The organism is Prauserella halophila, assembly GCF_024171895.1.
In the GTDB taxonomy this organism is placed as follows: domain Bacteria; phylum Actinomycetota; class Actinomycetes; order Mycobacteriales; family Pseudonocardiaceae; genus Prauserella; species Prauserella halophila.
Window position 1 is genome coordinate 459,490 of sequence record NZ_JAMTCQ010000009.1, and the last position, 20,851, is coordinate 480,340.

The following is a 20,851-nucleotide window of genomic DNA, read 5'->3' on the forward strand; positions in this document are numbered from 1 at the left end:
GACAGGGCGGCCGGTCGGGTCACGGGATGACCGAGTCCCACACCGACCGGCTGCCGGAGTGGCCCGTGAGTATCAGCACGATCATGTTCCCGACGGCCACGACGATCACCGCGATGCCGAGGAGTGCCGATCCGGCCGTCGCTGTGCGCATCCGCTGCGCTCGTCGAAGGGCTGTCGCTGCCCACCGGAACCAACCCCACTGTCCCGTCGCGACCAGGAAGAGGCCGATCGACCACGGGAGCAGCATCCGCCCGTAACGTTCGTGTTCCAGCACCGAGGGCAGGGGGCCGACGGCACTCGCGAGTGACTCTCCTGCGACGATCGTGATGGGCACGAGGGCAGCGACCGCCAACGCTGCAAGAGGAGTGACCAGGCCGAGTCGGTGGCGAGCAGCGGGCCAGAACTGCGCGAGTAACAGCGCGAGCACGGCCAGCGGAACCAGCACGACCACAGCGTGGACGAGCAACGGATGCAGGGGTAGTCCGACGAATGTCCCGGTATCGTCCATACCGGGAGACACGAGGCGCGCACCCGCAACGTTCACTCCGGCGTGAACCGTCGGATGCTCCGTACCGTGTTGTTGATATGGGCGAGGGCAGCGCCGGTGAGGAGCAGCGGTCGGATCGGCCGGGAACCGATACGAGCCGCATCGAGGTGCTGCGCGACCTGCACGACCGCTACGCCACCGCGCTGTGGCGGTATGTGGTTTCGCTGACGAAAAGACCCGCCGACGCCGACGACATCGTGCAGGAGACACTGCTGCGAGCCTGGCGCACGCCGAGGGTGATACAGGATGACCCGGTTCGGGCTCGTGGATGGTTGTTCACCGTTGCACGCAACCTGGTCATCGACCAAGCGCGCAGTGCCAGCCGGCGCCACGAGCACACGACCCCGGAAGTGGCCGACGAGGTCGCCGAGGATCGTGTGGATCGGCTGTTCGACGCGATGTTGGTCAGCGATGCTCTCGCTTCGCTGGGCCCGCACCACCGAGAGGTGCTCGTGCGGGCCTACTACGGAGGGCTGAGCACCGCCGAGCTGTCCGAGGAACTCGGAATCCCCGAGGGGACGGTGAAGTCGCGGCTGCATTACGGGCTGTGCGCCTTGCGCCTGGCATTCCAGGAGAGAGGGGTGGCCCGATGACTCGGCCGGACCACGAGGGTTTCGCCGAATGGGATGCCGCCTATGTGCTCGGCGCGCTCACCCCGGCGGACCGGCGGGCCTATGAGGAGCACATGCAGCAGTGTCCGCTGTGCCGGGACGCGGTGAACGCTCTCGCGTCGATGCCCGGCCTGCTCGCACAGATCCGGCCCGAATCCGAAGCCGACCTGCCGGATCAGCACCGGGAGCCGGTCGACCTGATGGATGCCATGCTGCGCAAGGAAGACCGGCGCCGTGTCCGCCGCCGGCACCGGCTGCTCGTATGGGCAACCGCCGCAGCCGCTGTGCTCGTGCTCGTACTCGCCATCCCCGCGGCCCTGGTACATCAGCCTGCCGACGATGTCGTGTCGGTGGGCCTGGAGCCGGTCGATTCGGCTTATTCGCCGATGGACGTCGACGTCACGCTCGCTCCCGAAGCCTGGGGAACCCGGCTGTCCATCGAATGCGAGTACCCCGCCCAGCTCGACTACCAACGGCAGCAGACCTGGTACGCGCTCGTCGTGACCGATGTCGATGGCACCAGCACCCGAGCGTCGACCTGGCAGGCAGTCCCCGGTGACACCGTCGTTCTCGGTGCTGCCACGGCCGTGAGCCTCGACGGCGTCGCCTCCCTCGCCGTGGTCACTGCCGGCGGCGAGGAAGTGCTCACCGCGACGATTCCCGGGCAATAGCGGCCGAGTCCGCATCCGATGGATGAACCGGACCGGCTCCCGTCTCGTGTTTCACGAGTGCCCCGAACAGTGGGCCCAGCACCGGCGAGGACAGGAAGGTGAACCATGAAGACCAGACACACCCTCAAGACCGTGGCGGCGCCACTCCTCCTGCTCACGCTGAGCGCATGCGGCGCCGGTGACGGCGGTAACGGGGGCTACGGAGCACCCCCGGCCACCGGCGACGGAGACTCCGGCGACGCCCCCGGGCTGCGAACCGCCGATACCGAACTGGGCACGATCGTGGTCGACGACGACGGCATGGTTCTCTATCAGTTCGACAGCGACGAGCGGGGCTCCGGAACCTCGACGTGCGAAGGGCAGTGTGCGCAGAACTGGCCGGCGGTCCCGGGCGAGGAGACGCCTGATGCCGACGGCATCAGCGGCGACGTCGACACGATCACCGGCGTTGACGGCCGGCCCCAGCTCACCCTCAACGGATGGCCCCTGTACTACTACGCCGGCGACCAGGAACCCGGCGACCTGAGTGGGCAAGGCGTCGGAGACGCCTGGTGGGTCCTCACACCAGAGGGCGAGCCGGTCCGAGGCTGAGCCGGAGGGCCGGCGGTTCGCCGGTTTCGGGGCTCACCAGGGGACCGAACCCTCCTCGTTGAAGAAGCCGCCGCGAGGGCCGTCGTCGGGCAGGGTGGCGAGTCTGACGGCGATCGCCGCGCCTTGTTCCGGCGTTCGCCAACCTTGGTGTCCGGTGAAGTCGGTCGCCACCAGTCCGGGGCAGGCGGCGTTGACGATGACGCCGGTGTCGGCCAGCCTGCGGGCGTACTGGGCGGTGATGCTGTTGAGCATCGTCTTCGACGGTGCGTACGCCGCCAGCGGAGGTCCGGTCTGCAGTGTCAACGACCCCATGTCGCTGGACATGTTCACGATGCGCGGGGACGACGATCGCTGTAGCAACGGCAGCATCGCGTTCGTGACGCGGACGGTGCCGAACACATTGGTGTCCAGCACGGTGCGGAGCACGTCGAGGTCGAGTGTCGTCGGATCCTGCGCTCCGCCGTCGGTGCTTCCCCCGATGCCGGCGTTGTTCACCAGTACGTCCAGCCTGCCGGGATCGGACTCGAGGAGGCGTGCCGCCGAGGCGGCGCTGTCGTCGGCGGTGCTGTCGTCGGCGGTGACGTCGAGCGGAACTCCGAACGCCTCGATGCCGTCGCCGCGCAGGGCTCCGACAGCGGCCTCGCGGCGCGTTTCGTCACGTGCGCCCACCCCGACCCGGAAGCCGGCTTCTCCGAGTCCTCTGGCGATGGCGAATCCGATTCCCTTGTTCGCGCCGGTCACCAGCGCGGTCTTCGTCCCGGTGGTCTTCGTCTCGGTCATGCCCCGATCCTCGTGCGCGGCCTCGGTTGTCGTCCAAGACCGACCCGATCGGTTGTGATACCCGTGGGGTATCGGGGCGTACGCTGGCCGCATGGACCAGCCGGAGGTGCGCGAACTGCGGTACTTCGTGGCCGTGGCCGACGAACGGCACTTCGGGCGGGCGGCCGAACGTCTCGGCATCGCGCAGCCGCCGCTGTCGCGAGCGATCCGGCAGCTGGAACGGCGCCTCGGCGTGCAGCTGTTCGAGCGGAACCGCCGCGGCGTCGACCTTACCGAGGCGGGTCGTGTCCTGCAGCGGGAAGCCGTGCCCGCGCTCGACGCAATGGCGGCGGCGGTACGGCGGACCCAACGTGCCGGGCACCCGCAGCGGCCGCTCGTCCTCGCCACCAAAGCCGGGGCGTCTCACGAACTGCTGCGCGCCCTTGTCGATGCGCACGCGCGCGAACCCGGCGCCGCGCCGGTCGAGGTGCTGCTGTGCGAGGTCGGCGAGCAGGCAGGGCTGCTCCGTACCGGAGCCGCCGACGTCGCGTTGATGCACCGTCCCGTCGACGACCTCGCCGGGTTCGACGCCGAGGACCTGCTGACCGAGGGACAGGTCGCCATCGTTCCGGCCGGTCACCCGCTGGCCGCACGTACCCACCTCACGCTGGCCGAGGCCGCGAACGTCCCCGACCTGCCGATGGCCCGCTGGCCCCGGCTCGACGGCACCTATCCCGACGGGCCGGGGCCGGAGGTGCGTACGCAGGCACAGCTCGCGCAGCTGGTCGCCCTCGGGAAGACCCTGCTGGTCATTCCCGCGTCGAGCCGGGCCTGGCAGTGGCCCGAGCACGTCGCCGTTCCGGTGCTCGACGCGCCGTCGGTGACCACGGTGATCGCGTGGCAGCCGAACAGTCGCTCCCGCGAGATCGCTGCGCTCGTCAGGACGGCGGCAGGCCTGGAACTCGCGGGCGGACCGGCCGCCGCTCACTGACGCCGGAGGTCACGCGGCCGCCGCGCCGGCTCACAACGAGATGCCCAGGATCCAGCCGCCCAGTGTGTAGACGGCCAGTGTCACGAGCACGATGCCGATCAGGTTCAACCAGACACCGCCCTTGATCATCTGCCCGATCGTGACGTGTCCGGAGCCGAACACGATGGCGTTCGGCGGAGTGGCGACCGGCAGCATGAACGCGCACGTCGCGGCCAGCGCCGCGGGCACGACCAGCAGCATGACGTCCATGCCGAGACCGCCCGCCACTGCGCCGAGGATCGGGACGAAGATGCTGGCCATCGCGGTATTGCTGGTCAGCTCGGTCATGATCATCACGATCACCACCGCGGCGGCGATGAACAAGATCGTCGGCAGCACGTCGAGGCTCGCGACCTGATCGCCGAGCCAGGACGCGAATCCCGTTTCCTCGAACTGTTTGGACAGTGCGAGACCACCACCGAACAGCAGCAGGATGCCCCACGGCAGCTGTTTGGCGGTGTCCCAGTCCATGGTCCGCACGCCCCGCCGAACGGGCAGGATGAACAGCAGTACCGCCACCGCCATCGCGATCACGCTGTGCTTGGCCTGCTCGAGCCAGCCGATCGCGGCACCGCCCATGATCTCCTCGTCCGAGAGCAGCGGCAGGATGATCCAGGCCGCGGCCGCCCCGATGAACACGCCCAGTGCGTTCTTCTCGCCGCGCGACATCGGGCCGAGCTCGGCCAGCTGCTCGCGGATCAGTTCCCGGCCACCGGGCAGCTCGGTGAGCTTGGGCCGGTAGATCACCTTGGCCAGAATCAGCCAGGCCAGGAACAAGAACACGATCGCGATCGGCAGGCCGAACAACATCCACTGGCCGAATCCGATCGAGATTCCCTGCTCGTCGAGGTAGCCGAGCAGTACGGCGTTCGGCGGCGTGCCGATGATCGTGCCCAGCGAGCCGATGGAAGCCGCGTAGGCGATGCCGAGCATCAGCGCGGTGGCGAAGTTCGGATCCCCCTTGCCGTCGCCGAGCTGCAGCACCAGCGCGAGCACGGACACCCCGACGGGCAACATCATCACCGTGGTGGCGGTATTGCTGACCCACATACTCAGGAACGCCGTGGCGATCATGAACCCGCCGATCAGCCGCACCGGGCTGGTTCCCACCAGTAGCACGGTGCGCAACGCGAACCGTTTGTGCAGGTTCCAGCGTTGCATGGCCAGTCCGAGGATGAACCCGCCCATGAACAGGAAGATGATGTCGTTGGCGTACGGCGGGGCCACGTCGTCGATCGCCGAGACACCGAACAGCGGGAACAGCACCAGGGGCAACAGTGCGGTCGCCGCGAGCGGGATCGCCTCGGTGACCCACCAGGTGGCCATCACGACCGCGATCGCGGCAGCCGCCTTGCCGTCCGCCGACAACGTGCTCGGCAGCACGACGTACAGCAGTGCCGCGAGCACGGGACCGAGGCCCAGTCCGGTCCACCGCCGCATGTTGGTGCCGGCGTCCGTCTCGCCGGCCGCGGTTCCCGACTCACTGTCGATCTGTGACATGGAACACCTCCAGCTTCGGTCGGGCAATTTACCTTGATCGGCTCCCGCTGTGACCGGTTCGGGCCCGCGTCATTGCACGAGATGCCGCGGCACGTCCCGCGGCAGGCGCCCGGGCCGGGGTTTCGCCACGGGGAGCACGTCTTGTCCGAGGAGCGGAGCGTCTCGAGACGGTCGATCACGTCCTGGTGAGTCCGGGTGCCGAGTTCCGCACCCGGCTCGGTCGACGACCTGTCCCTGCTCGGTGTCCAGGAATGACAAGGAGATCGAGCGGTCTGATGTGGACGATCCTGCGGCCGTGCGAGTCCGCCTCGAACGTCCCGCTCCGGAGGAGCTCCGGCAGCTCGACTAGCGGTCGCCCGGCGAGGTGATGCGCGGGCTGATGGTTCCCGGCGTATCCGGGGTCGCGTCGCCCGGTGTTCTCGACACGGTGGAGGCCGTCACCGGACCGCCGGCCAGATCCTTCGGGCAGTGGGCCCGCGACAACGCCGGCCGGTTCTCAGCTTCCGTGCGGAGCCAGCCTCCCGGACTGCGGACCCGCGTGCGTCGTCGCAGGGGGCGAAACGTGTACCGCATGCGGGCCGGGCGTGTAGGATCGGGGGTGGCGGGTCCTCCGTGCACAGCCGTCGGCTGTGATCAACGTCGATTGTGTGAACGACGCCGAGAATCGCGACCTGCCCTGAACCTGTATTCGAACGGACCTCGCCACGCAGCAACGAGCTACGCAGCGAAGAGCTACGCAGCGAAGAGTCGAGTTCGCTCATCCGCACGCGCTCGCGTGCACGCACAGAACCGGCGGCCAAGACCCCGTCGCCGCCAAGGAGATCCCCCATGTCCATCGATCATGTTCACTCACGTGTTTACGGAACCGACGTCGCGCCCGTGGTGTTCAGCCACGTGTCCACGCAGATCCCCACGGCCGCGCCGGTCACCCGCGCGGCGGCCGACTGCGCGCGGGTCGTTTCCTTTTCGTCCGCTCCCGCTGCGTTCGGAGGCGAACTTCTCCGATGACCGACTACGCCGACGCTCCCGTGAAGACCGGCGGTGAGTACGCGGCTCTGCTCAACGAGGTACGCGACGCGGGCCTGCTGCGCCGCCGGTACGGGTACTACGCGCTCAGGATCGCGGCCAACCTGCTGGTGTTCGCCGGAGCCTGGGTGGCATTCGCATTTCTCGGCGACAGCTGGTGGCAGTTGGGGATCGCCGCCGTGCTGGCCGTCGTGTTCGCACAGCTGGCGTTCATCGGCCACGACGCGGGGCACAAGCAGATCTTCCGCACCCGCAAGCCCAACGATGTCATCGGCACTGCGCACGGGGGCCTCGTCGGGATGAGTTACCGCTGGTGGGTCAGCGGGCACAACCGGCACCACGCGAACCCGAACCACGAGGAATACGACCCCGACCTCGACATTCCGGCGCTGGCGTTCACCAGCAAGCAGGCCCGGCTCAAACAGGGTTTCCTGCGCTGGATGGCGAAACACCAGGCCGTGCTGTTCTTCCCCCTGCTCGCGCTGGAAGGGGTGAACCTGCACGTCAACGGCGTGAAGGCGGTCTGGGAGGGCAAGACGAAAGCGCGCAAGACCGAGGGTGTCCTGCTCACCGCACACCTCGTCGGCTATCTGACGGCGGTGTTCCTGGTGCTGTCGCCGGGGCTCGCGGTGCTGTTCATCGCGGTGCACCAGGTGCTGTGGGGCATCTACATGGGTTGTTCGTTCGCGCCGAACCACAAGGGAATGCCGACGATGACCGGCCAATCGGTCGATTTCCTGCGCAAGCAGGTGCTCACGTCACGGAACGTGCGGGGCGGCTGGTTCACCGACTTCCTGCTTGGCGGGCTGAACTACCAGATCGAACACCACCTGTTCCCCAACATGCCGCGCCCGCACCTGCGCCGTGCGCAGCCGATCGTCCGCCGCTTCTGCGACGAACACGGCATTTCCTACAGCCAGACCGGTCTGCTGCGGTCGTACCGGCACGTGCTGGAGCACCTGCACGAGATGGGTGCGCCGCTGCGTGCGGCCGACCGGGCCCGCTCGGCCGCATGACGGCAGGGACGGTTCAGGCCGGAACGTAATCGGAGAGACGCAGGGCGAGGGCATGTCGGTCGACTGCCTTCGCCCTCGTCCATTGTGGCGTCGTCGATTGCGGCCCCGTCGGCACGGGCGAGCCGGCCAAGGTGCCGGTGACCCACCGGGACACCGCGTGCGGTGACGGAAGCAGTTCCCTGCCCATCCTCGCGATGACGACCGCGTGCTCGGCGGGTGTGGTCTCGACGGCGATCGACCACCCGGTGCGCTCGTCCCACGTCAGCATCAGGTCGTGGCCCGGCCACGACGGCCAGCGTGTCGACAGGCCGAGATAGGCGGTCGCGGTGTCGCTGATCTCGAAGCTCATGCTTTCGTCCGGGACATTCAGCTCGCGGGCGACCGCGCGCATGTAGCCGTCGAGCCCGCGGCGCAGTGCCGGCGTGCTGTCGATGTCCGTGTCGGTGTCCATGCCGGTGTCGGTGTCCATGCCGGTGTCGGTGTCCATAGCAGCCTCGATCCTCCGGGACCCGGTGTGCATGCACGGCGATCTCGCCGGCCTCCGTGTCCATGGCCGGGGCACGCGGCACCTGTCGAGCGAACCGAGCCGCGCGGGCGCGGCTCGTGCGGTACCCGGTCACCCCGACGCTACGCCATCCGGCGCCGCCGTCCAACGCCGAACAGCAGTCTCACCGCAGGCGATTGCACGAGCGGGTAAGATTGCAGGTGTCGACGGCATTTCGCACGTGAGCGACCGAGCCCGCGTCGCCGGCGACGACACATCGCGTCGGCCGCGATCGCGGCCGGGACGGAGTATCGACATGATGTCGATCCCGCACACACTGAGCATGACCGCACCGACCTCCTCCGCGCCGGTTTCTCCGGCGCCGGCCTCTCCCGCACCGGCTTCTCCTCTACCGACTTCTTCCCTACCGGCGCAGTCGCGCCGGAACGCGCGGCTTCGGGTCAAATCCGAGTCCCGTGCCACGGGACACGTCGACGGTGCCTGGTGGCCCTGTTCCCGGGATCTGGCAGCCGAACTGCCGGAACTGCTCACAGCCCTGGGGTCGCAGTGGGGCCCGTGGGAGCGGGTGACCTACAACCTGACGATGTGGGAACCCGCCGCGCGCAAGCTGACCGTCGGCGACAGCCGGATCCGGCTGGAGGGCTTCCGCTCCCAGCAACGGGAAACCGTGACGGTCGTCGGAGGTTACGGTCACGTTCGCCTGACGCTGCTCGTCGTGCCGCCCGAAGCCGCACCGGCCTCGGCGCGTGCGTCGCTGGCTGCGGCCTCGCAGGGCGGGAACACCGACGGCATCGACAGTCTGCTGGGGTCCGGCGACTCGGCCGATGCAGAGGAGTCAGAGGAGTCTGCGGAGCGCTGGGAGCTGGACGGCGGGCGGGTTCGATGAACACCACGAGCGGACTCCGGCGGCCGGGTGAGGGCTCGGCCGCCGGAGCCGGCAAGGAACTCGGCATGGCAACGAGCGAGCAGCCCACCGCGCGCCCCACTCTGGTCACGCCCCGATTGTTGCTGCGCGGCTGGCACGTCGCGGACGCGCCCGAGGCGCTGGCGATCTACGGGCACGAGTCGGTCACCCGCTGGCTCGGCCCGGCCATGGCGAGAGTGCCGGATCGGGCGGCCATGCGCCTGCGGTTGCGGCAGTGGATCGGCGACACCGCCGAGCTGGACGTGCCTGCAGGGCACTGGGCCGTCGAACGGCGCAGCGACGGCCACCTCATCGGCGGTGCGTCGGTGCTGCCGCTCCCGCCCGGTAACGACGACCTCGAGATCGGCTGGCAACTCCATCCCGACTTCTGGGGCCGGGGTTACGCCAGCGAGACCGGCTTCGCACTGGCCGGCTGGGCGTTCACGCACGACGTCGACGAGTTGTACGCGGTCGTGCGCCCCGACAACACGCGAGCCGCAGCCACCGTGCGCCGCAACGGCATGCAATGGGTCGGGGAGACCGACAAGTACTTCGGGACGACACTGCAGGTGTACCGCCTGCGACCGGCGGACCTCGAACAGGCCGCGCCCATCGGCCACCTGCCGCCCGCCTACCAGGACGACTGACCCGGGCCGCGGCCACGCCGGGAGCGTTCAGGCGTCCCTGCGCACGCGCAGACCGTCGAAGGCCACGGTCGCCACGGCGTCGGCCAGCGTCCCGGCGTCGACGCCTCCCCGCGGCCGGTACCACTCGACCAGCGAGTTGACCATGCCGAACAGCAGTCGGGCCGACGTCGCCGGGTCGACGTCCGGCCGCAGGTCGCCGTCGGCTGCGGCCTTGCTGACCAGGTCGGTCACGATCTGGTCGAACTCGCGCCTGCGCGCCAGCGCCGCCTTCTCCACCTTGGTGTTCCCGCGGATGCGCAGCAGCAGCGTGACGAACGGCAGCTGCTCCACCAGCACGCCGACGCTGGCCCGCACGAGCTGTTCGAGCTTGTCGATCGCGGGCCCTTCGACCGCGTCCAGCCGGTCGACCTCCGCGAACAACCCGTCGAGCGCGCGGTTCACGGCCAGCTGCAGCAGCTCGTCCTTGCTGCGCACGTGGTGGTAGATGCCCGACTTGGAGATGCCCAGCTTGCGAGACAGGTCCTCCATGCTGGTGCCGTCGTAGCCGCGCTCGTTGAACAGCGTGACCGCGACCATCAGCAGGGACTCGAGGTCGTAACCCGGCCTGCCGCGCCGGTTCCGGGTCCGTGGTGGTTCGGTCATGATGACATCATCGCAGGTCGGATCACTGTGACGGCCGTTGGTCGAGCACCCGGCGGAGCTTGCCGACCGAGCGCTCCAGCGACTCCGGATCGACGACCTCCACGCTCACGGTCACGCCGACCCCGTCCTTGACCCGCTCGGCCACCTCGGCCGCCGCGGCCTTCCTGCGCTCCTGCGGCGCGGCCGGGTCCGCCTCGACCAGCACCGTCAGGTGATCCATCCGGTCCTGCGTGGTGAGCCGGAGTTGGAAGTGCGGCGCGAGTCCGCCGGTGCCGAGGACGATCTCCTCGATCTGCGTGGGGAACACGTTGACGCCGCGCAGGATGATCATGTCGTCGCTGCGGCCGGTCACCTTGTCCATACGCCGGTACGCGGGACGTGCGGTGCCGGGATGCAGGGCGGTGAGGTCGCGGGTGCGGTAGCGGATGATCGGCAGTGCCTGCTTGGTGAGCGAGGTGAACACGAGTTCGCCGGTGACGCCGTCGGCCAGCACGGTGTCGTCGATCGGGTCGACGACCTCGGGGTAGAAGTGGTCCTCCCAGATGTGCAGGCCGTCCTTGGTTTCGACGCATTCCTGCGCCACGCCGGGTCCCATCACTTCGGACAGTCCGTAGATGTCGACGGCGTGCAGGTTCATGCGTTCCTCGATCTCGCGGCGCATGTGCTCGGTCCACGGTTCCGCGCCGAAGATGCCGACCTGCAGGGACGTGGTGCGCGGGTCGATGCCCTGGCGTTCGAACTCGTCGAGCAGCGTGAGCATGTACGACGGCGTCACCATGATGACCTCCGGCCGGAAGTCGGTGATGAGCTGCACCTGCCGGGCGGTCATGCCGCCCGAGGCCGGGACGACGGTGCAGCCGAGTTTCTCGGCGCCGTAGTGCGCGCCGAGCCCACCGGTGAACAGCCCGTAGCCGTAGGAGACGTGCACCTTGTGGCCGGGCCGTCCGCCCGCGGCGAAGACGGAGCGCGCCATGACGCTCGACCAGTTGTCGATGTCGGTGGCGGTGTAGCCCACGACCGTCGGCTTGCCCGTGGTTCCGCTCGAGGCGTGGATCCGGCTGACCTCGCTCTCGGGGACGGCGAACATGCCGAACGGGTACGAATCGCGGAGGTCCCGCTTGGTGGTGTACGGGAATTTCGCGAGGTCGGCGAGTTCGCGGCAGTCGTCCGGGTGCACGCCCGCGTCGTCGAACTTGCGGCGGTAGAGCGGCACGTTGTCGTAGGCGTGCCGCAGTGTCCACTGCAGACGCTCGAGTTGGAGGGCGCGAAGCTCGTCGGTGCTCAGTCGTTCCGGCGCCGACAGGTCGTCGAGCGGGGGCGCCGAGCCCAGCCACTGCGTGTTCGGCACCTCGTTGTGCGTACTGGTCATGGAAGCGGACTCCTCAGGACGTGATCTGGCCGACGGTTCTGCTGCGGCCGCGGAACTCGGCGACGACCTCGCGGCCCTCGGCGGTCTCGCGGAGCACGGTGACGTCGTAGATGCCGTTGCGGCCGTACCGGGTCCGCTCGGTCGCCTCGGCCACGAGCTCATCGCCGAGCCGGGCACTGGTGACGAACGAGATCTCGGCGCCCGACGCGACGGTGACCGGGCCGTGGCTGTTGCACGCGGCGGCGAACGTCGTGTCCGCCAACAGGAACAGGTACCCGCCGTGCGCGATGTCGTGGCCGTTCACCATCTGCTCGGTGATCCGCAGGCGTGCGACGGCCTCGCCGTCGCGGGCCCGGGTGACGTCGATGCCGAGCGCGGACGAGGCGGTGTCCGACTCGAGCATGGTTCGCGTGGCGTCACTGATGTGTGCTGCTGGGGCGTGTGCCGCCGGACGGGACACGAGGCCTCACCGCCTTGCCTGTTCGCCGGGCCGGTCTACCGGGGCGCCGTCACCGACCGGGTTGCTTACTGACCGGGTTGCTTACTGACCGAATGGACGGTAATGAAGTCGCCTGGCGAGTAAAGGTCAGCCCGAGAACGGATGTCAAGAGGAGAGTTCCACGGACGAGGCGCTCGCGCAGCTGTCGCGGGACGGAATCGCCGCGGGTGGGCCCGGATTCACGGCGGGCGAGGGGTGTCGCGGCCGGAGTCGGCTCCGGGCGGACCGGTAGCTCCCGGGTGGATTCGGGTCTTGCCGCTCTGCTGCATCCGCGCTAGCATTACTTCCCGACCGTTCGGTTAGTAATTACGAGCGTCCAGGCCGGAGAGGGCCTGTGAGCGACGAGAGCGAGGATCGATGGGCAACGGAGCCGAGTCGAACGCGGGCGGATCGAGCCGTGGCATGCTGCGCAGTTACGTCGGAGGGCGCTGGCAGCAGGGCACCGGTGACGGCGCCGCCGTGTGCGACGCCGTGACGGGCGCCGAGGTGGCCCGGGTGTCGTCGGACGGCATCGACATGGCCGCCGCGCTCGACCACGGCCGCCGGACGGGCGGCCCCGCGCTGCGGGAGCTGACGTTCCATCAGCGCGCCGCACTGCTCAAGGCGCTGGGTTCGCATCTGCGCGAACACCGCGACGAGCTCTACGCACTGTCCGCGCGCACCGGTGCCACCCGCGGCGATTCGAAGTTCGATGTGGACGGTGGGATCGGCGTGCTGCTCGCCTACGGCAGCAAGGGCAAGCGCGAACTGCCGAACGACACCGTGTACGTCGAAGGCGACGTCGAACCGCTCGGCAAGGGCGGCACGTTCGTCGCCCGGCACGTCGCGACGCCGCTGCGGGGCGTGGCCGTGCAGATCAACGCGTTCAACTTCCCGGTCTGGGGCCCGCTGGAGAAGCTCGCGCCCGCCTTTCTCGCCGGCATGCCGAGCCTGATCAAGCCCGCGAGCCAGACCGCCTACCTCACCGAGAAGCTCGTCGAGCTGATCGTCGAGTCCGGGATCCTGCCCGAAGGGGCCGTCCAGCTCGTCTGCGGCAGTGCGGGCGATCTGCTCGACCACGTCACGGAACAGGACGTCGTGTCGTTCACGGGTTCGGCCGACACGGCGCGGAAACTGCGCAGTCACCCGGCGATCGTCCGCAATGCCGTGCGGTTCAACGCCGAGGCCGACTCGCTGAACTGTTCGATCCTCGGCCCGGACGCCACGCCGGGCACGGCCGAGTTCGACCTCTACGTCGACCAGCTCGTCACCGAGATGACCGTCAAGGCGGGCCAGAAGTGCACCGCGATCCGCCGCGCCTTCGTGCCCGCGGCGCTGCTCGACGACGTCGCCGGGGCCGTGCGGCAGCGGCTCGCGGCGGTGACGGTCGGCGACCCGGCCGGCGCCGACATGGGCGCGCTGGCCAGCCTGGAACAGCGCGAGGAGGTGCGCCGCTCGCTGAAGGCGCTGCAGGGCGCGGCGACGGTCCTCTTCGGCGACCCCGAGCACGTCGACGTCGCCGGTGCGGATGCCGAGCGGGGCGCGTTCCTCTCTCCGGTGCTGCTTTCCGGCGATCCCGAGCGGGCCGAGCCCCACGAGGTGGAGGCGTTCGGCCCGGTCTCGACCCTGCTGCCCTACACCTCCACCGACCAGGTCGTCGACTACGCCGCCCGCGGCAAGGGCAGCCTGGCCGGGTCGGTCGTCACCGGCGACAAGGACTTCGCACGTGAGGTCGTGCTCGGCGCGGCTCCGTGGCACGGCAGGCTGCTGGTGCTCGACGCCGACGACGCGCGCGAGTCGACCGGGCACGGTTCGCCGATGCCGCAGCTCGTCCACGGCGGCCCCGGACGCGCGGGCGGCGGTGAGGAGATGGGCGGCATCCGCGGCGTGCTGCACCACATGCAGCGCACGGCCGTGCAGGGCAGCCCGGCCGTACTCGCGGCGGTGACCGGCCGGTGGACGCCGGGCGCGCCGCGGACGGAGACCGATGTGCACCCGTTCCGCAAGTCCCTCGCCGAACTGCGCGTGGGCGATGCGGTCGTCGCGGGTCCGCGCACGGTCACGGCCGAGGACGTCGCGCATTTCGCCGAGTTCACCGGCGACACGTTCTACGCCCACACCGACGAGGCGGCGGCCGCGGAGAACCCGCTGTTCGGTGGCATCGTGGCGCACGGCTACCTCGTGGTGTCGCTGGCGGCGGGGTTGTTCGTCTCGCCGGAACCCGGTCCCGTACTCGCCAACTACGGGCTCGAGAACCTGCGCTTCCTCACGCCCGTCAAGCCCGGCGACGCACTGACCGTGACGTTGACCTGCAAGCAGATCACCCCGAGGGAGGGCGCCGACTACGGCGAGGTGTGCTGGGACGCCGACGTGACCAACGCCGACGGCGACTCGGTCGCCAAGTACGACGTACTCACCCTCGTCTCGAAGGAGGCACGATGACCGTCACGGAACCGGCACCGTCCGAATCGGACCTCGAGCAGCATTTCGAGCACACGATCGCCAAGGACCAGCGGATCGAACCGCGGGACTGGCTGCCGGAGGCCTACCGGAAGACGATGATCCGGCAGATCGCGCAGCACGCGCACTCCGAGATCATCGGCATGCAGCCCGAGGGGAACTGGATCACGCGGGCGCCGTCGTTGCGGCGCAAGGCGATCCTGCTCGCGAAGGTGCAGGACGAAGCGGGCCACGGGCTGTATCTGTACTCGGCGGCCGAGACACTCGGCGGCGACCGCGGCGACCTCACGGAGAAGCTGATCAGCGGGCGGCAGAAGTACTCGTCGATCTTCAACTATCCGACGCTGTCGTTCGCCGACGTCGGCGTGATCGGATGGCTCGTCGACGGTGCGGCGATCTGCAACCAGGTGCCGCTGTGCCGCAGCAGCTACGGGCCCTACGCCCGCGCGATGATCCGCATCTGCAAGGAGGAGTCCTTCCACCAGCGGCAGGGTTACGAACTGCTGATGGCGATGATGAACGGAACCCGAAAACAGCGCGAGGCGGTGCAGGATTCGGTGAACCGGTTCTGGTGGCCGTCGTTGATGATGTTCGGCCCGTCCGACGACGATTCGCCGAACACGGCGCAGTCGATGGCGTGGAAGATCAAGCGCCACACCAACGACGAGCTCCGGCAGCGATTTGTCGACATGACCGTGCCGCAGGCCGAGACGCTCGGCGTGACACTGCCCGATCCGGACCTGGCGTGGAACGCCGACCGCGGACACCATGACTTCGGTGCCATCGACTGGGACGAGTTGAAACAGGTCATCTCCGGCGGCGGGCCGTGTAATACCGAACGCGTGGAACGCCGTCGTGCGGCCCACGAGGACGGAGCCTGGGTGCGTGAGGCCGCGGCCGCGCACGCGCGGAAACAGCAACAGCGGAAGGAGGCAGCGGCATGACGGGCGAATGGCCGCTGTACGAGGTGTTCGTACGGGGCAAGCGGGGGCTGAACCACGTGCACGTCGGGTCGCTGCGGGCGGCCGACGACGACATGGCGCTGCACCATGCACGGGACCTGTACACGCGGCGCAACGAAGGCGTGAGCATCTGGGTCGTCAAGGCCGCGGACATCGCCGCGTCCAGTCCTGACGAGAAGGACCCGTTCTTCGCTCCCTCGGCGGACAAGGTCTACCGCCACCCGACGTTCTACGAGATCCCGGAGAACGTCCCGCACATGTAGGTGGCGACAGCGGCTGTGCCGCCGATCGATTGAAGGTGAACATGGCTTTCGACAACGCTTACGAGGCGCTCGCCGATGCCCACGACGACGCGCGATGGGCGTTCGGCACCGGATTCGACAATCCACTGTCCGGAGTGGACACAACGGTTCCGTCCGGTGTGGACGGTGAGGACCTCGCACAGTACTGCCTGATGCTCGGCGACGACGCACTCGTGCTGTCGCACCGGCTGCAGCAGTGGTGCACTCGCGCGCCCGAGCTGGAGGACGAGGTCGCGATCGCCAACATCGGCCTCGACCTGCTCGGGCAGGCGCGGTTGTTGCTGGCGCGGACGGGACGTGCCGACGGCAGTGGTCGCGGCGAGGACCACTACGCCTACTTCCGCGGTGAGCACGAGTTCCGCAACGTCCGCCTCGCCGAACGAGAACACGCCGATTTCGCACAGCTCGTCGCGACGGTGCTGGTGCTGACGACGTGGCGGCTCGCCGTGTTCCAGCGACTGCAGGCATCGGCCGATCCGGTGCTCGCGGCGATCGCGCAGAAGGGCGTCAACGAACTGACCTACCACCGCGACTACGCCGCCCAGTGGGTCGTGCGGCTCGGCGACGGCACGGAGACCTCGCATGCCAGGACGGTCGCGGCGTTCGACGAGGTGTGGCCGCTGGTGGCCGAACTGTTCGAGCCCCACGACGTCGAGCGGCGGCTGGACGGCGTCGCGGTGGACCCGGCGGAGGTGCGCGCCGAGTTCGACGACGTGCTCGCACAGGTGCTCTCGGCCGCGACGCTGGAGACGCCGGTCGTTCCGGCGAAGGCGGGGGTCGCGGGCGGCAAGGGCCGGAACGGCAGGCATACCGAGCAGATGGGATACCTGCTGGCCGAGCTGCAGAGCGTCGCGCGAGCATATCCGGAGGCGACATGGTGACCGCGAGGACGGACGAGACCGACGAGAAGGCTGCGACCCCGGGGACGGCCGTGACGGCGCGAGAGGTCGCCGAGACGGTGACCGACCCGGAGCTGCCCATGCTGACGTTGGCCGACCTCGGTGTGCTGCGCGAGGTCACCGAATCCGCCGACGGTGTCACGGTGTCGATCACGCCGACCTACAGCGGCTGCCCCGCGATGGACACCATGCGCGACGATCTCGTCCACGCGCTGCGGCGGGCGGGGTTCGAGCGGGTCGAGGTCCGCACGGTGCTGCAGCCGCCGTGGAGCACCGACTGGATCACCGAGCGCGGTCGCAGGCGGCTCGCCGAGGCGGGCATCGCACCGCCGGGGGCGGCGCCGCAGCGGGGCGGCGGGCCGGTGCCGGTGCAGCTGGTGCCGCCGCAGCGCAGGGTGAGCTGTCCGCAGTGCGGGGCCGTCGACACCGAGGCGGTGTCGGAGTTCGGGCCCACCGCGTGCAAGGCGCTGCGCCGATGCCCGGCGTGTGCGGAGCCGTTCGAGCATGTGAAGGAGATCTGAGGTGACCGCATCCACCACGCCCGTCCGGTCGAGGCTGCGCGGCGAGTTCCACACTCTGACGGTCGCGGGTGTCGACCGGCTGTGCGACGACGCGGTCGCCGTCACGTTCGCCGTGCCGCCCGAACTGGCCGATGTCTACGACTTCCGCGCGGGCCAGTCCCTGACGGTGCGGGCGGTGATCGACGGCCGTGAGGAACGCCGGTCGTACTCGATCTGCGCGGCGGAGGGAAGTTCGTTGCGGATCGGGGTGCGGGAGGTGCCGGGCGGGCTGTTCTCCAGCTGGCTGGTGCACGAGGTGCAGCCCGGTGACGAGCTCGAGGTCGGCACCCCGACCGGCACGTTCACCCCTGCGGTGACGGCGGGCAGGCACGTGCTGATCGGCGCGGGGTCGGGGATCACCCCGCTGCTGTCGATCGCGGCGACCGTGCTGCGGGACCCGGCGGCGACCGTGACGCTGCTCTACGGCAACCGCCGCAGCGACACCGTGATGTTCGCCGACGAACTGGCGGACCTGAAGGACCGCTACCCGCAGCGGCTCGAACTCGTGCACGTGCTGTCCAGGGAACCGCGCGAGGCCGAACTGTTCACCGGCAGGCTCGACCCGGACAAGCTGCGCGGTCTGATGGCGCTCGTCGGCGAGCCCGGAGCGATCGCCGAGTGGTGGCTGTGCGGCCCGTTCGACCTGGTGACCGGCGCTCGGGAGCTGCTCGGCGACGTGGGCGTGCCGGCAGATCGGGTGCATGCGGAACTGTTCTACGCCGGAGACGTTCCCCCGGAACCGGTACGCCACGTCGAACAGCGGTCGGCCGCCGACGCCAGCGACGTCACGGTCGTGCTGGACGGCAGGAGCACGACGACGGCACTTCCCGGAGATGTGTCCATTCTGGATGGTGCCCAGCGGGTCCGGCCGGACCTGCCGTTCGCGTGCAAGGGCGGCGTGTGCGGCACGTGCCGGGCGAAGGTCACCGGCGGTGAGGTGTCCATGCGCCGCAACTTCGCGCTCGAACAGTCCGAGGTCGACGCCGGCTTCGTGCTGACGTGCCAGAGCGTCCCGGTTTCCGGCGAGGTCACGGTGGACTACGACGTGTGATTCGCACCGTGTTGGCGCAGCTGGTCGTGACGACCGGCTGTCCCGTGGGTGAGGAGGCCCGCGAGTTGCACTCTTCGCGAGCCTCAGAACGAGTGCTATCACCGCGGCCGGCATGAGATCCGGGTCCGGGCACGATTCGCCGTGGCCGACTACATCGAGGTCTGCTACGGCCGCCAGCAACCACACAGCGGTCTCGGCTGCCGAACCCCACTGGAAGTGCTCCACGACCATCACTCACCCGTCCTGGCCTCAGGAAATCAGAAGGGTGGGCTGTCGTCGTCGTGGTGTTCCGGGCCTGCAGTTCCCGGGTCGGTGGTTTCTCGGTCCGGTTCGGCACGGGCGAGTTGGCGACGTGCCGACACCTGTCGTCCCGGGGCCTGTCGTGTCGGGGCAGTGCGTGCCGGGTCCTCACGTGCCGGCTCTGTGCGTTTCGGGGCTGTGCGTTTCGGGGTGTGGCGTGTGGGGGTGAGGACGGGATCGCGGTGTGCGGTGTAGGTCGCCCCGTGCGGCGTCGTCACACGGGTGACGCCGTGGACCGGGTCGTAGCGGGTGCTCCAGCCGGGGTGGTCTTTGAGTCGGTGGTGTCGTCGGCAGCGGGACCCGCCGTTGGCGACCGACGTCGACCCACCACCGTCACTGTCACCGCTGTTGGTGGTCCAGGGGTGTTCGTGGTCGTGGTCGCAGTGCCGGGCGGGGCGGTGGCACCAGGGCATGACGCATTCGCGGTCGCGCACGCGGACCAACTCGCGGATCACCGCGCTCGGCCGCCGCCGGGTGCGCCCCAGATCCACCGGTTCGCCGGTTCCGGGGTCGCACAACACCGCCCGCCAGATACTCCGCTCGTTGGTCATGATCTCCCGGGCGATCGGGGCCGGGACGGGTCCGTAGCCGTCCAGTTCGCAGCCGTCGTCGGAGAGTGACAGGGCCGCGTCGACGGGCACGTGGAGATACACCATGGCTGCCGCTTCCGGCGGGGAGACACCGGGGTCACGTCCGAGTAGTAGGTCGGCGGCCACGTCGGCGCGTAGCTGGTCCAGGGTGCGGCGGTCACCACCGTGCCGCAGTGATCGGGCCATGGCATCGACCCGTGAGTAGCAGGCGCCTGCCTGTTCCGCTGGCAGGCTCACCTCGAGTGACGACACAGCGTGCTCACCGGGGGCGAGTTCGAGCTTGCGTTCCGCCCGCGCCTGCCGGGCCCGTTCGGTCTGTCCGTCCGGGTCGGTCTTCTCGACGAGTCTGCGTACGCGTTGTGCGAGGTTGCCCGGCTGCCACGCCGTTTCCGGCGCGTCCGTCAGCTTTTCCGCGAGGAGACCGTCGACCTGCCGGGCGGTGTCGTCGTCGAGTGGATCGACCACCGCCAGCACCCGCCGTGCGCCGTAGGACTCGACCTCACCGGTGCGCATCGCCGCATGCAGCTGCGGCATCCGCCGCACCACCGACCGGCTGTCGTCCACACGCCGTTCGACCTCCCGCGTCGACACCCGCAACACCGGCGCCAACTCCTCGACCACACCCCGACCATCACCCGCATCCGCCGAAATCTCCGCCAACAGCGACAACTCCTCGGCATCGAGCCGCGCCCGCAGAGCCCGGACACCACCGACCTGCTCGATCTTCTCCCTAATCGCATCCACAACACCTATGGTATCGAACGAACGATCGATACAACGATTACACAATCGAGTGACTGGACTATAGCGGCACGAGCCTGAACCACAATCACCTGCACCACACGGAACACAACTGTCACACCGTCATCACATTCGAGGCGCACGAACGCACCGCCCAACCGAACCGGCCGCGTAACCGTCGACGAACCGGCCCGGCGCCCGGCTGGTCCAGTAGCTGACTGGCCCAGCGCCCGGCTGGTCCAGCGCGGGACCGGCTTACTCATCCTGGGTGTCTCGACGACCTGCACATCGAGCCGGCAACGCCTCCCGGACGTATACCGGCGAGACCGTGGACACCCTCCCCGTATTCAGAAAACGGGTCTCGTTCCAGAAAACAGGTCTCGTTCCAGAAAGAAGACCCGTTCCTGACAGCAGGGTCCGTTTCTGAAAGCACCCGACTAATGGGTGGCTGACAAAATGTCTGATTATGTTCAGGGAATCTGCGGGTGTACCGCGGTGTCGATCGCTCTCCGGCAGCTGGCCGAGCGCTCTGCCGGTCTGGATGAGCGGGAGCGGAACCTGGGGCTGGCGGGCTGGAACATCTCGTTACCGACGAGGGGTGGGTCGTCGAACGCGGCACAGGTACGGTGCACGCCGTCGCTGGCCATCGTGTGGTGGTGGCGTCCGGTGACCTGGCTGGTCGCTCGTGCG

22 protein-coding genes are annotated in these 20,851 nt (G+C 69.1%); 14 read left to right on the forward strand and 8 right to left on the reverse strand.

Annotated features, from left to right (window positions below):
* Nucleotides 1–19: 19 nt before the first annotated feature.
* On the reverse strand, nt 20–508 hold the full coding sequence (locus tag LY41_RS08340; RefSeq protein WP_253863294.1) for a DUF2231 domain-containing protein: 489 nt from the start codon (nt 506–508) through the stop codon (nt 20–22).
* A 77-nt stretch (nt 509–585) separates the two neighbouring features.
* Here LY41_RS08340 and LY41_RS08345 point away from each other — a divergent pair, with 77 nt between their 5' ends.
* The 3 genes from LY41_RS08345 (at nt 586) to LY41_RS08355 (ending at nt 2,420) form a co-directional block, all read left to right on the forward strand.
* Nucleotides 586–1,140, forward strand: coding sequence for a sigma-70 family RNA polymerase sigma factor (locus LY41_RS08345; protein WP_253863295.1), 555 nt, complete (start codon nt 586–588; stop codon nt 1,138–1,140).
* Nucleotides 1,137–1,829: an anti-sigma factor family protein gene (locus LY41_RS08350; RefSeq protein WP_253863296.1), complete on the forward strand. Its 693-nt coding sequence runs from the start codon at nt 1,137–1,139 to the stop codon at nt 1,827–1,829. The genes LY41_RS08345 and LY41_RS08350 overlap by 4 nt, the downstream gene beginning before the upstream one ends.
* A gap of 105 nt (nt 1,830–1,934) precedes the next feature.
* Nucleotides 1,935–2,420 carry a COG4315 family predicted lipoprotein gene (locus LY41_RS08355; RefSeq protein WP_253863297.1) on the forward strand — a complete coding sequence of 162 codons (486 nt, stop codon included), beginning with the start codon at nt 1,935–1,937 and terminating at the stop codon, nt 2,418–2,420.
* A gap of 33 nt (nt 2,421–2,453) precedes the next feature.
* On the opposite strand, the gene LY41_RS08360 is transcribed toward LY41_RS08355, so the two are convergent.
* Nucleotides 2,454–3,200 (reverse strand): SDR family oxidoreductase, encoded by a 747-nt coding sequence (locus LY41_RS08360; RefSeq protein WP_253863298.1) that lies wholly within the window; start codon nt 3,198–3,200, stop codon nt 2,454–2,456.
* A gap of 91 nt (nt 3,201–3,291) precedes the next feature.
* Between LY41_RS08360 and LY41_RS08365 the strand changes: the two genes are divergently transcribed.
* Nucleotides 3,292–4,170 carry a LysR family transcriptional regulator gene (locus LY41_RS08365; RefSeq protein WP_253863299.1) on the forward strand — a complete coding sequence of 293 codons (879 nt, stop codon included), beginning with the start codon at nt 3,292–3,294 and terminating at the stop codon, nt 4,168–4,170.
* A gap of 30 nt (nt 4,171–4,200) precedes the next feature.
* On the opposite strand, the gene LY41_RS08370 is transcribed toward LY41_RS08365, so the two are convergent.
* On the reverse strand, nt 4,201–5,709 hold the full coding sequence (locus LY41_RS08370; RefSeq protein ID WP_372493156.1) for an SLC13 family permease: 1,509 nt from the start codon (nt 5,707–5,709) through the stop codon (nt 4,201–4,203).
* An 828-nt stretch (nt 5,710–6,537) separates the two neighbouring features.
* Here LY41_RS08370 and LY41_RS08375 point away from each other — a divergent pair.
* Nucleotides 6,538–6,717: a hypothetical protein gene (locus LY41_RS08375; RefSeq protein WP_253863300.1), complete on the forward strand. Its 180-nt coding sequence runs from the start codon at nt 6,538–6,540 to the stop codon at nt 6,715–6,717.
* Complete coding sequence (locus LY41_RS08380) at nt 6,714–7,751, forward strand: fatty acid desaturase family protein (RefSeq protein WP_253863301.1); 1,038 nt, start codon at nt 6,714–6,716, stop codon at nt 7,749–7,751. Before LY41_RS08375 ends, LY41_RS08380 begins: the two co-directional genes overlap by 4 nt.
* A 13-nt stretch (nt 7,752–7,764) precedes the next feature.
* Here LY41_RS08380 and LY41_RS08385 read toward each other — a convergent pair whose 3' ends face one another.
* Nucleotides 7,765–8,238 (reverse strand): DUF6292 family protein, encoded by a 474-nt coding sequence (locus LY41_RS08385; RefSeq protein WP_253863302.1) that lies wholly within the window; start codon nt 8,236–8,238, stop codon nt 7,765–7,767.
* A 340-nt stretch (nt 8,239–8,578) separates the two neighbouring features.
* Between LY41_RS08385 and LY41_RS08390 the strand changes: the two genes are divergently transcribed.
* Both LY41_RS08390 and LY41_RS08395 read left to right on the forward strand, forming a co-directional pair.
* Nucleotides 8,579–9,142, forward strand: coding sequence for a DUF5994 family protein (locus tag LY41_RS08390; protein ID WP_253863303.1), 564 nt, complete (start codon nt 8,579–8,581; stop codon nt 9,140–9,142).
* Between the two features lie 65 nt (nt 9,143–9,207).
* Nucleotides 9,208–9,807 carry a GNAT family N-acetyltransferase gene (locus LY41_RS08395; RefSeq protein WP_253863304.1) on the forward strand — a complete coding sequence of 200 codons (600 nt, stop codon included), beginning with the start codon at nt 9,208–9,210 and terminating at the stop codon, nt 9,805–9,807.
* A 27-nt stretch (nt 9,808–9,834) separates the two neighbouring features.
* Here the strand turns inward: LY41_RS08395 and LY41_RS08400 are convergent, their stop codons facing one another.
* From LY41_RS08400 to paaI, 3 genes are read right to left on the reverse strand one after another with little or no spacing between them, the layout of a single operon-like run.
* Nucleotides 9,835–10,449, reverse strand: coding sequence for a TetR/AcrR family transcriptional regulator (locus LY41_RS08400; protein ID WP_253863305.1), 615 nt, complete (start codon nt 10,447–10,449; stop codon nt 9,835–9,837).
* Between the two features lie 22 nt (nt 10,450–10,471).
* Nucleotides 10,472–11,818: a phenylacetate--CoA ligase PaaK gene (gene paaK, locus LY41_RS08405; protein WP_253863306.1), complete on the reverse strand. Its 1,347-nt coding sequence runs from the start codon at nt 11,816–11,818 to the stop codon at nt 10,472–10,474.
* A 13-nt stretch (nt 11,819–11,831) separates the two neighbouring features.
* Entirely contained in the window at nt 11,832–12,221 is a 390-nt protein-coding gene (gene paaI, locus LY41_RS08410; protein ID WP_253863307.1) for a hydroxyphenylacetyl-CoA thioesterase PaaI, read from the reverse strand.
* Nucleotides 12,222–12,719: 498 nt separating this feature from the next.
* On the opposite strand from paaI, the gene paaZ reads away from it, so the two are divergent.
* Genes paaZ through paaE form a run of 6 tightly spaced genes read left to right on the forward strand, consistent with a single transcriptional unit; the run spans nt 12,720 to nt 18,530 of the window.
* On the forward strand, nt 12,720–14,738 hold the full coding sequence (gene paaZ, locus LY41_RS08415) for a phenylacetic acid degradation bifunctional protein PaaZ (RefSeq protein WP_253864048.1): 2,019 nt from the start codon (nt 12,720–12,722) through the stop codon (nt 14,736–14,738).
* Complete coding sequence (paaA, locus tag LY41_RS08420) at nt 14,735–15,700, forward strand: 1,2-phenylacetyl-CoA epoxidase subunit PaaA (RefSeq protein ID WP_253863308.1); 966 nt, start codon at nt 14,735–14,737, stop codon at nt 15,698–15,700. Before paaZ ends, paaA begins: the two co-directional genes overlap by 4 nt.
* A complete protein-coding gene (gene paaB, locus LY41_RS08425; RefSeq protein ID WP_253863309.1) occupies nt 15,697–15,981 on the forward strand; it encodes a 1,2-phenylacetyl-CoA epoxidase subunit PaaB in 285 nt (94 codons plus the stop codon). Before paaA ends, paaB begins: the two co-directional genes overlap by 4 nt.
* A gap of 41 nt (nt 15,982–16,022) precedes the next feature.
* Nucleotides 16,023–16,901, forward strand: coding sequence for a 1,2-phenylacetyl-CoA epoxidase subunit PaaC (gene paaC / locus LY41_RS08430; RefSeq protein ID WP_253863310.1), 879 nt, complete (start codon nt 16,023–16,025; stop codon nt 16,899–16,901).
* Complete coding sequence (paaD, locus tag LY41_RS08435; protein WP_253863311.1) at nt 16,895–17,440, forward strand: 1,2-phenylacetyl-CoA epoxidase subunit PaaD; 546 nt, start codon at nt 16,895–16,897, stop codon at nt 17,438–17,440. Before paaC ends, paaD begins: the two co-directional genes overlap by 7 nt.
* A 1-nt stretch (nt 17,441) precedes the next feature.
* Nucleotides 17,442–18,530, forward strand: a complete 1,089-nt coding sequence (gene paaE / locus LY41_RS08440; protein WP_253863312.1) for a 1,2-phenylacetyl-CoA epoxidase subunit PaaE — start codon at nt 17,442–17,444, stop codon at nt 18,528–18,530.
* Nucleotides 18,531–18,787: 257 nt separating this feature from the next.
* Here paaE and LY41_RS08445 read toward each other — a convergent pair whose 3' ends face one another.
* On the reverse strand, nt 18,788–20,164 hold the full coding sequence (locus LY41_RS08445; protein WP_253863313.1) for an HNH endonuclease signature motif containing protein: 1,377 nt from the start codon (nt 20,162–20,164) through the stop codon (nt 18,788–18,790).
* Nucleotides 20,165–20,851: the final 687 nt, after the last annotated feature.

What these genes read in the sequence shown, in the direction of transcription:
- paaB (WP_253863309.1), top strand. Translation starts at nt 15,697, where the DNA reads ATGACGGGCGAATGGCCGCTGTACGAGGTGTTCGTACGGGGCAAGCGG.
- LY41_RS08340 (WP_253863294.1), bottom strand. Translation starts at nt 508, where the DNA reads ATGGACGATACCGGGACATTCGTCGGACTACCCCTGCATCCGTTGCTC.
- LY41_RS08385 (WP_253863302.1), bottom strand. Translation starts at nt 8,238, where the DNA reads ATGGACACCGACACCGGCATGGACACCGACACCGGCATGGACACCGAC.
- LY41_RS08360 (WP_253863298.1), bottom strand. Translation starts at nt 3,200, where the DNA reads ATGACCGAGACGAAGACCACCGGGACGAAGACCGCGCTGGTGACCGGC.
- LY41_RS08355 (WP_253863297.1), top strand. Translation starts at nt 1,935, where the DNA reads ATGAAGACCAGACACACCCTCAAGACCGTGGCGGCGCCACTCCTCCTG.
- LY41_RS08390 (WP_253863303.1), top strand. Translation starts at nt 8,579, where the DNA reads ATGACCGCACCGACCTCCTCCGCGCCGGTTTCTCCGGCGCCGGCCTCT.
- LY41_RS08395 (WP_253863304.1), top strand. Translation starts at nt 9,208, where the DNA reads ATGGCAACGAGCGAGCAGCCCACCGCGCGCCCCACTCTGGTCACGCCC.
- LY41_RS08345 (WP_253863295.1), top strand. Translation starts at nt 586, where the DNA reads ATGGGCGAGGGCAGCGCCGGTGAGGAGCAGCGGTCGGATCGGCCGGGA.
- paaK (WP_253863306.1), bottom strand. Translation starts at nt 11,818, where the DNA reads ATGACCAGTACGCACAACGAGGTGCCGAACACGCAGTGGCTGGGCTCG.
- paaC (WP_253863310.1), top strand. Translation starts at nt 16,023, where the DNA reads ATGGCTTTCGACAACGCTTACGAGGCGCTCGCCGATGCCCACGACGAC.
- LY41_RS08365 (WP_253863299.1), top strand. Translation starts at nt 3,292, where the DNA reads ATGGACCAGCCGGAGGTGCGCGAACTGCGGTACTTCGTGGCCGTGGCC.
- paaZ (WP_253864048.1), top strand. Translation starts at nt 12,720, where the DNA reads ATGCTGCGCAGTTACGTCGGAGGGCGCTGGCAGCAGGGCACCGGTGAC.
- LY41_RS08375 (WP_253863300.1), top strand. Translation starts at nt 6,538, where the DNA reads ATGTCCATCGATCATGTTCACTCACGTGTTTACGGAACCGACGTCGCG.
- paaD (WP_253863311.1), top strand. Translation starts at nt 16,895, where the DNA reads ATGGTGACCGCGAGGACGGACGAGACCGACGAGAAGGCTGCGACCCCG.
- LY41_RS08400 (WP_253863305.1), bottom strand. Translation starts at nt 10,449, where the DNA reads ATGACCGAACCACCACGGACCCGGAACCGGCGCGGCAGGCCGGGTTAC.
- paaI (WP_253863307.1), bottom strand. Translation starts at nt 12,221, where the DNA reads ATGCTCGAGTCGGACACCGCCTCGTCCGCGCTCGGCATCGACGTCACC.
- LY41_RS08370 (WP_372493156.1), bottom strand. Translation starts at nt 5,709, where the DNA reads ATGTCACAGATCGACAGTGAGTCGGGAACCGCGGCCGGCGAGACGGAC.
- paaA (WP_253863308.1), top strand. Translation starts at nt 14,735, where the DNA reads ATGACCGTCACGGAACCGGCACCGTCCGAATCGGACCTCGAGCAGCAT.
- LY41_RS08380 (WP_253863301.1), top strand. Translation starts at nt 6,714, where the DNA reads ATGACCGACTACGCCGACGCTCCCGTGAAGACCGGCGGTGAGTACGCG.
- LY41_RS08350 (WP_253863296.1), top strand. Translation starts at nt 1,137, where the DNA reads ATGACTCGGCCGGACCACGAGGGTTTCGCCGAATGGGATGCCGCCTAT.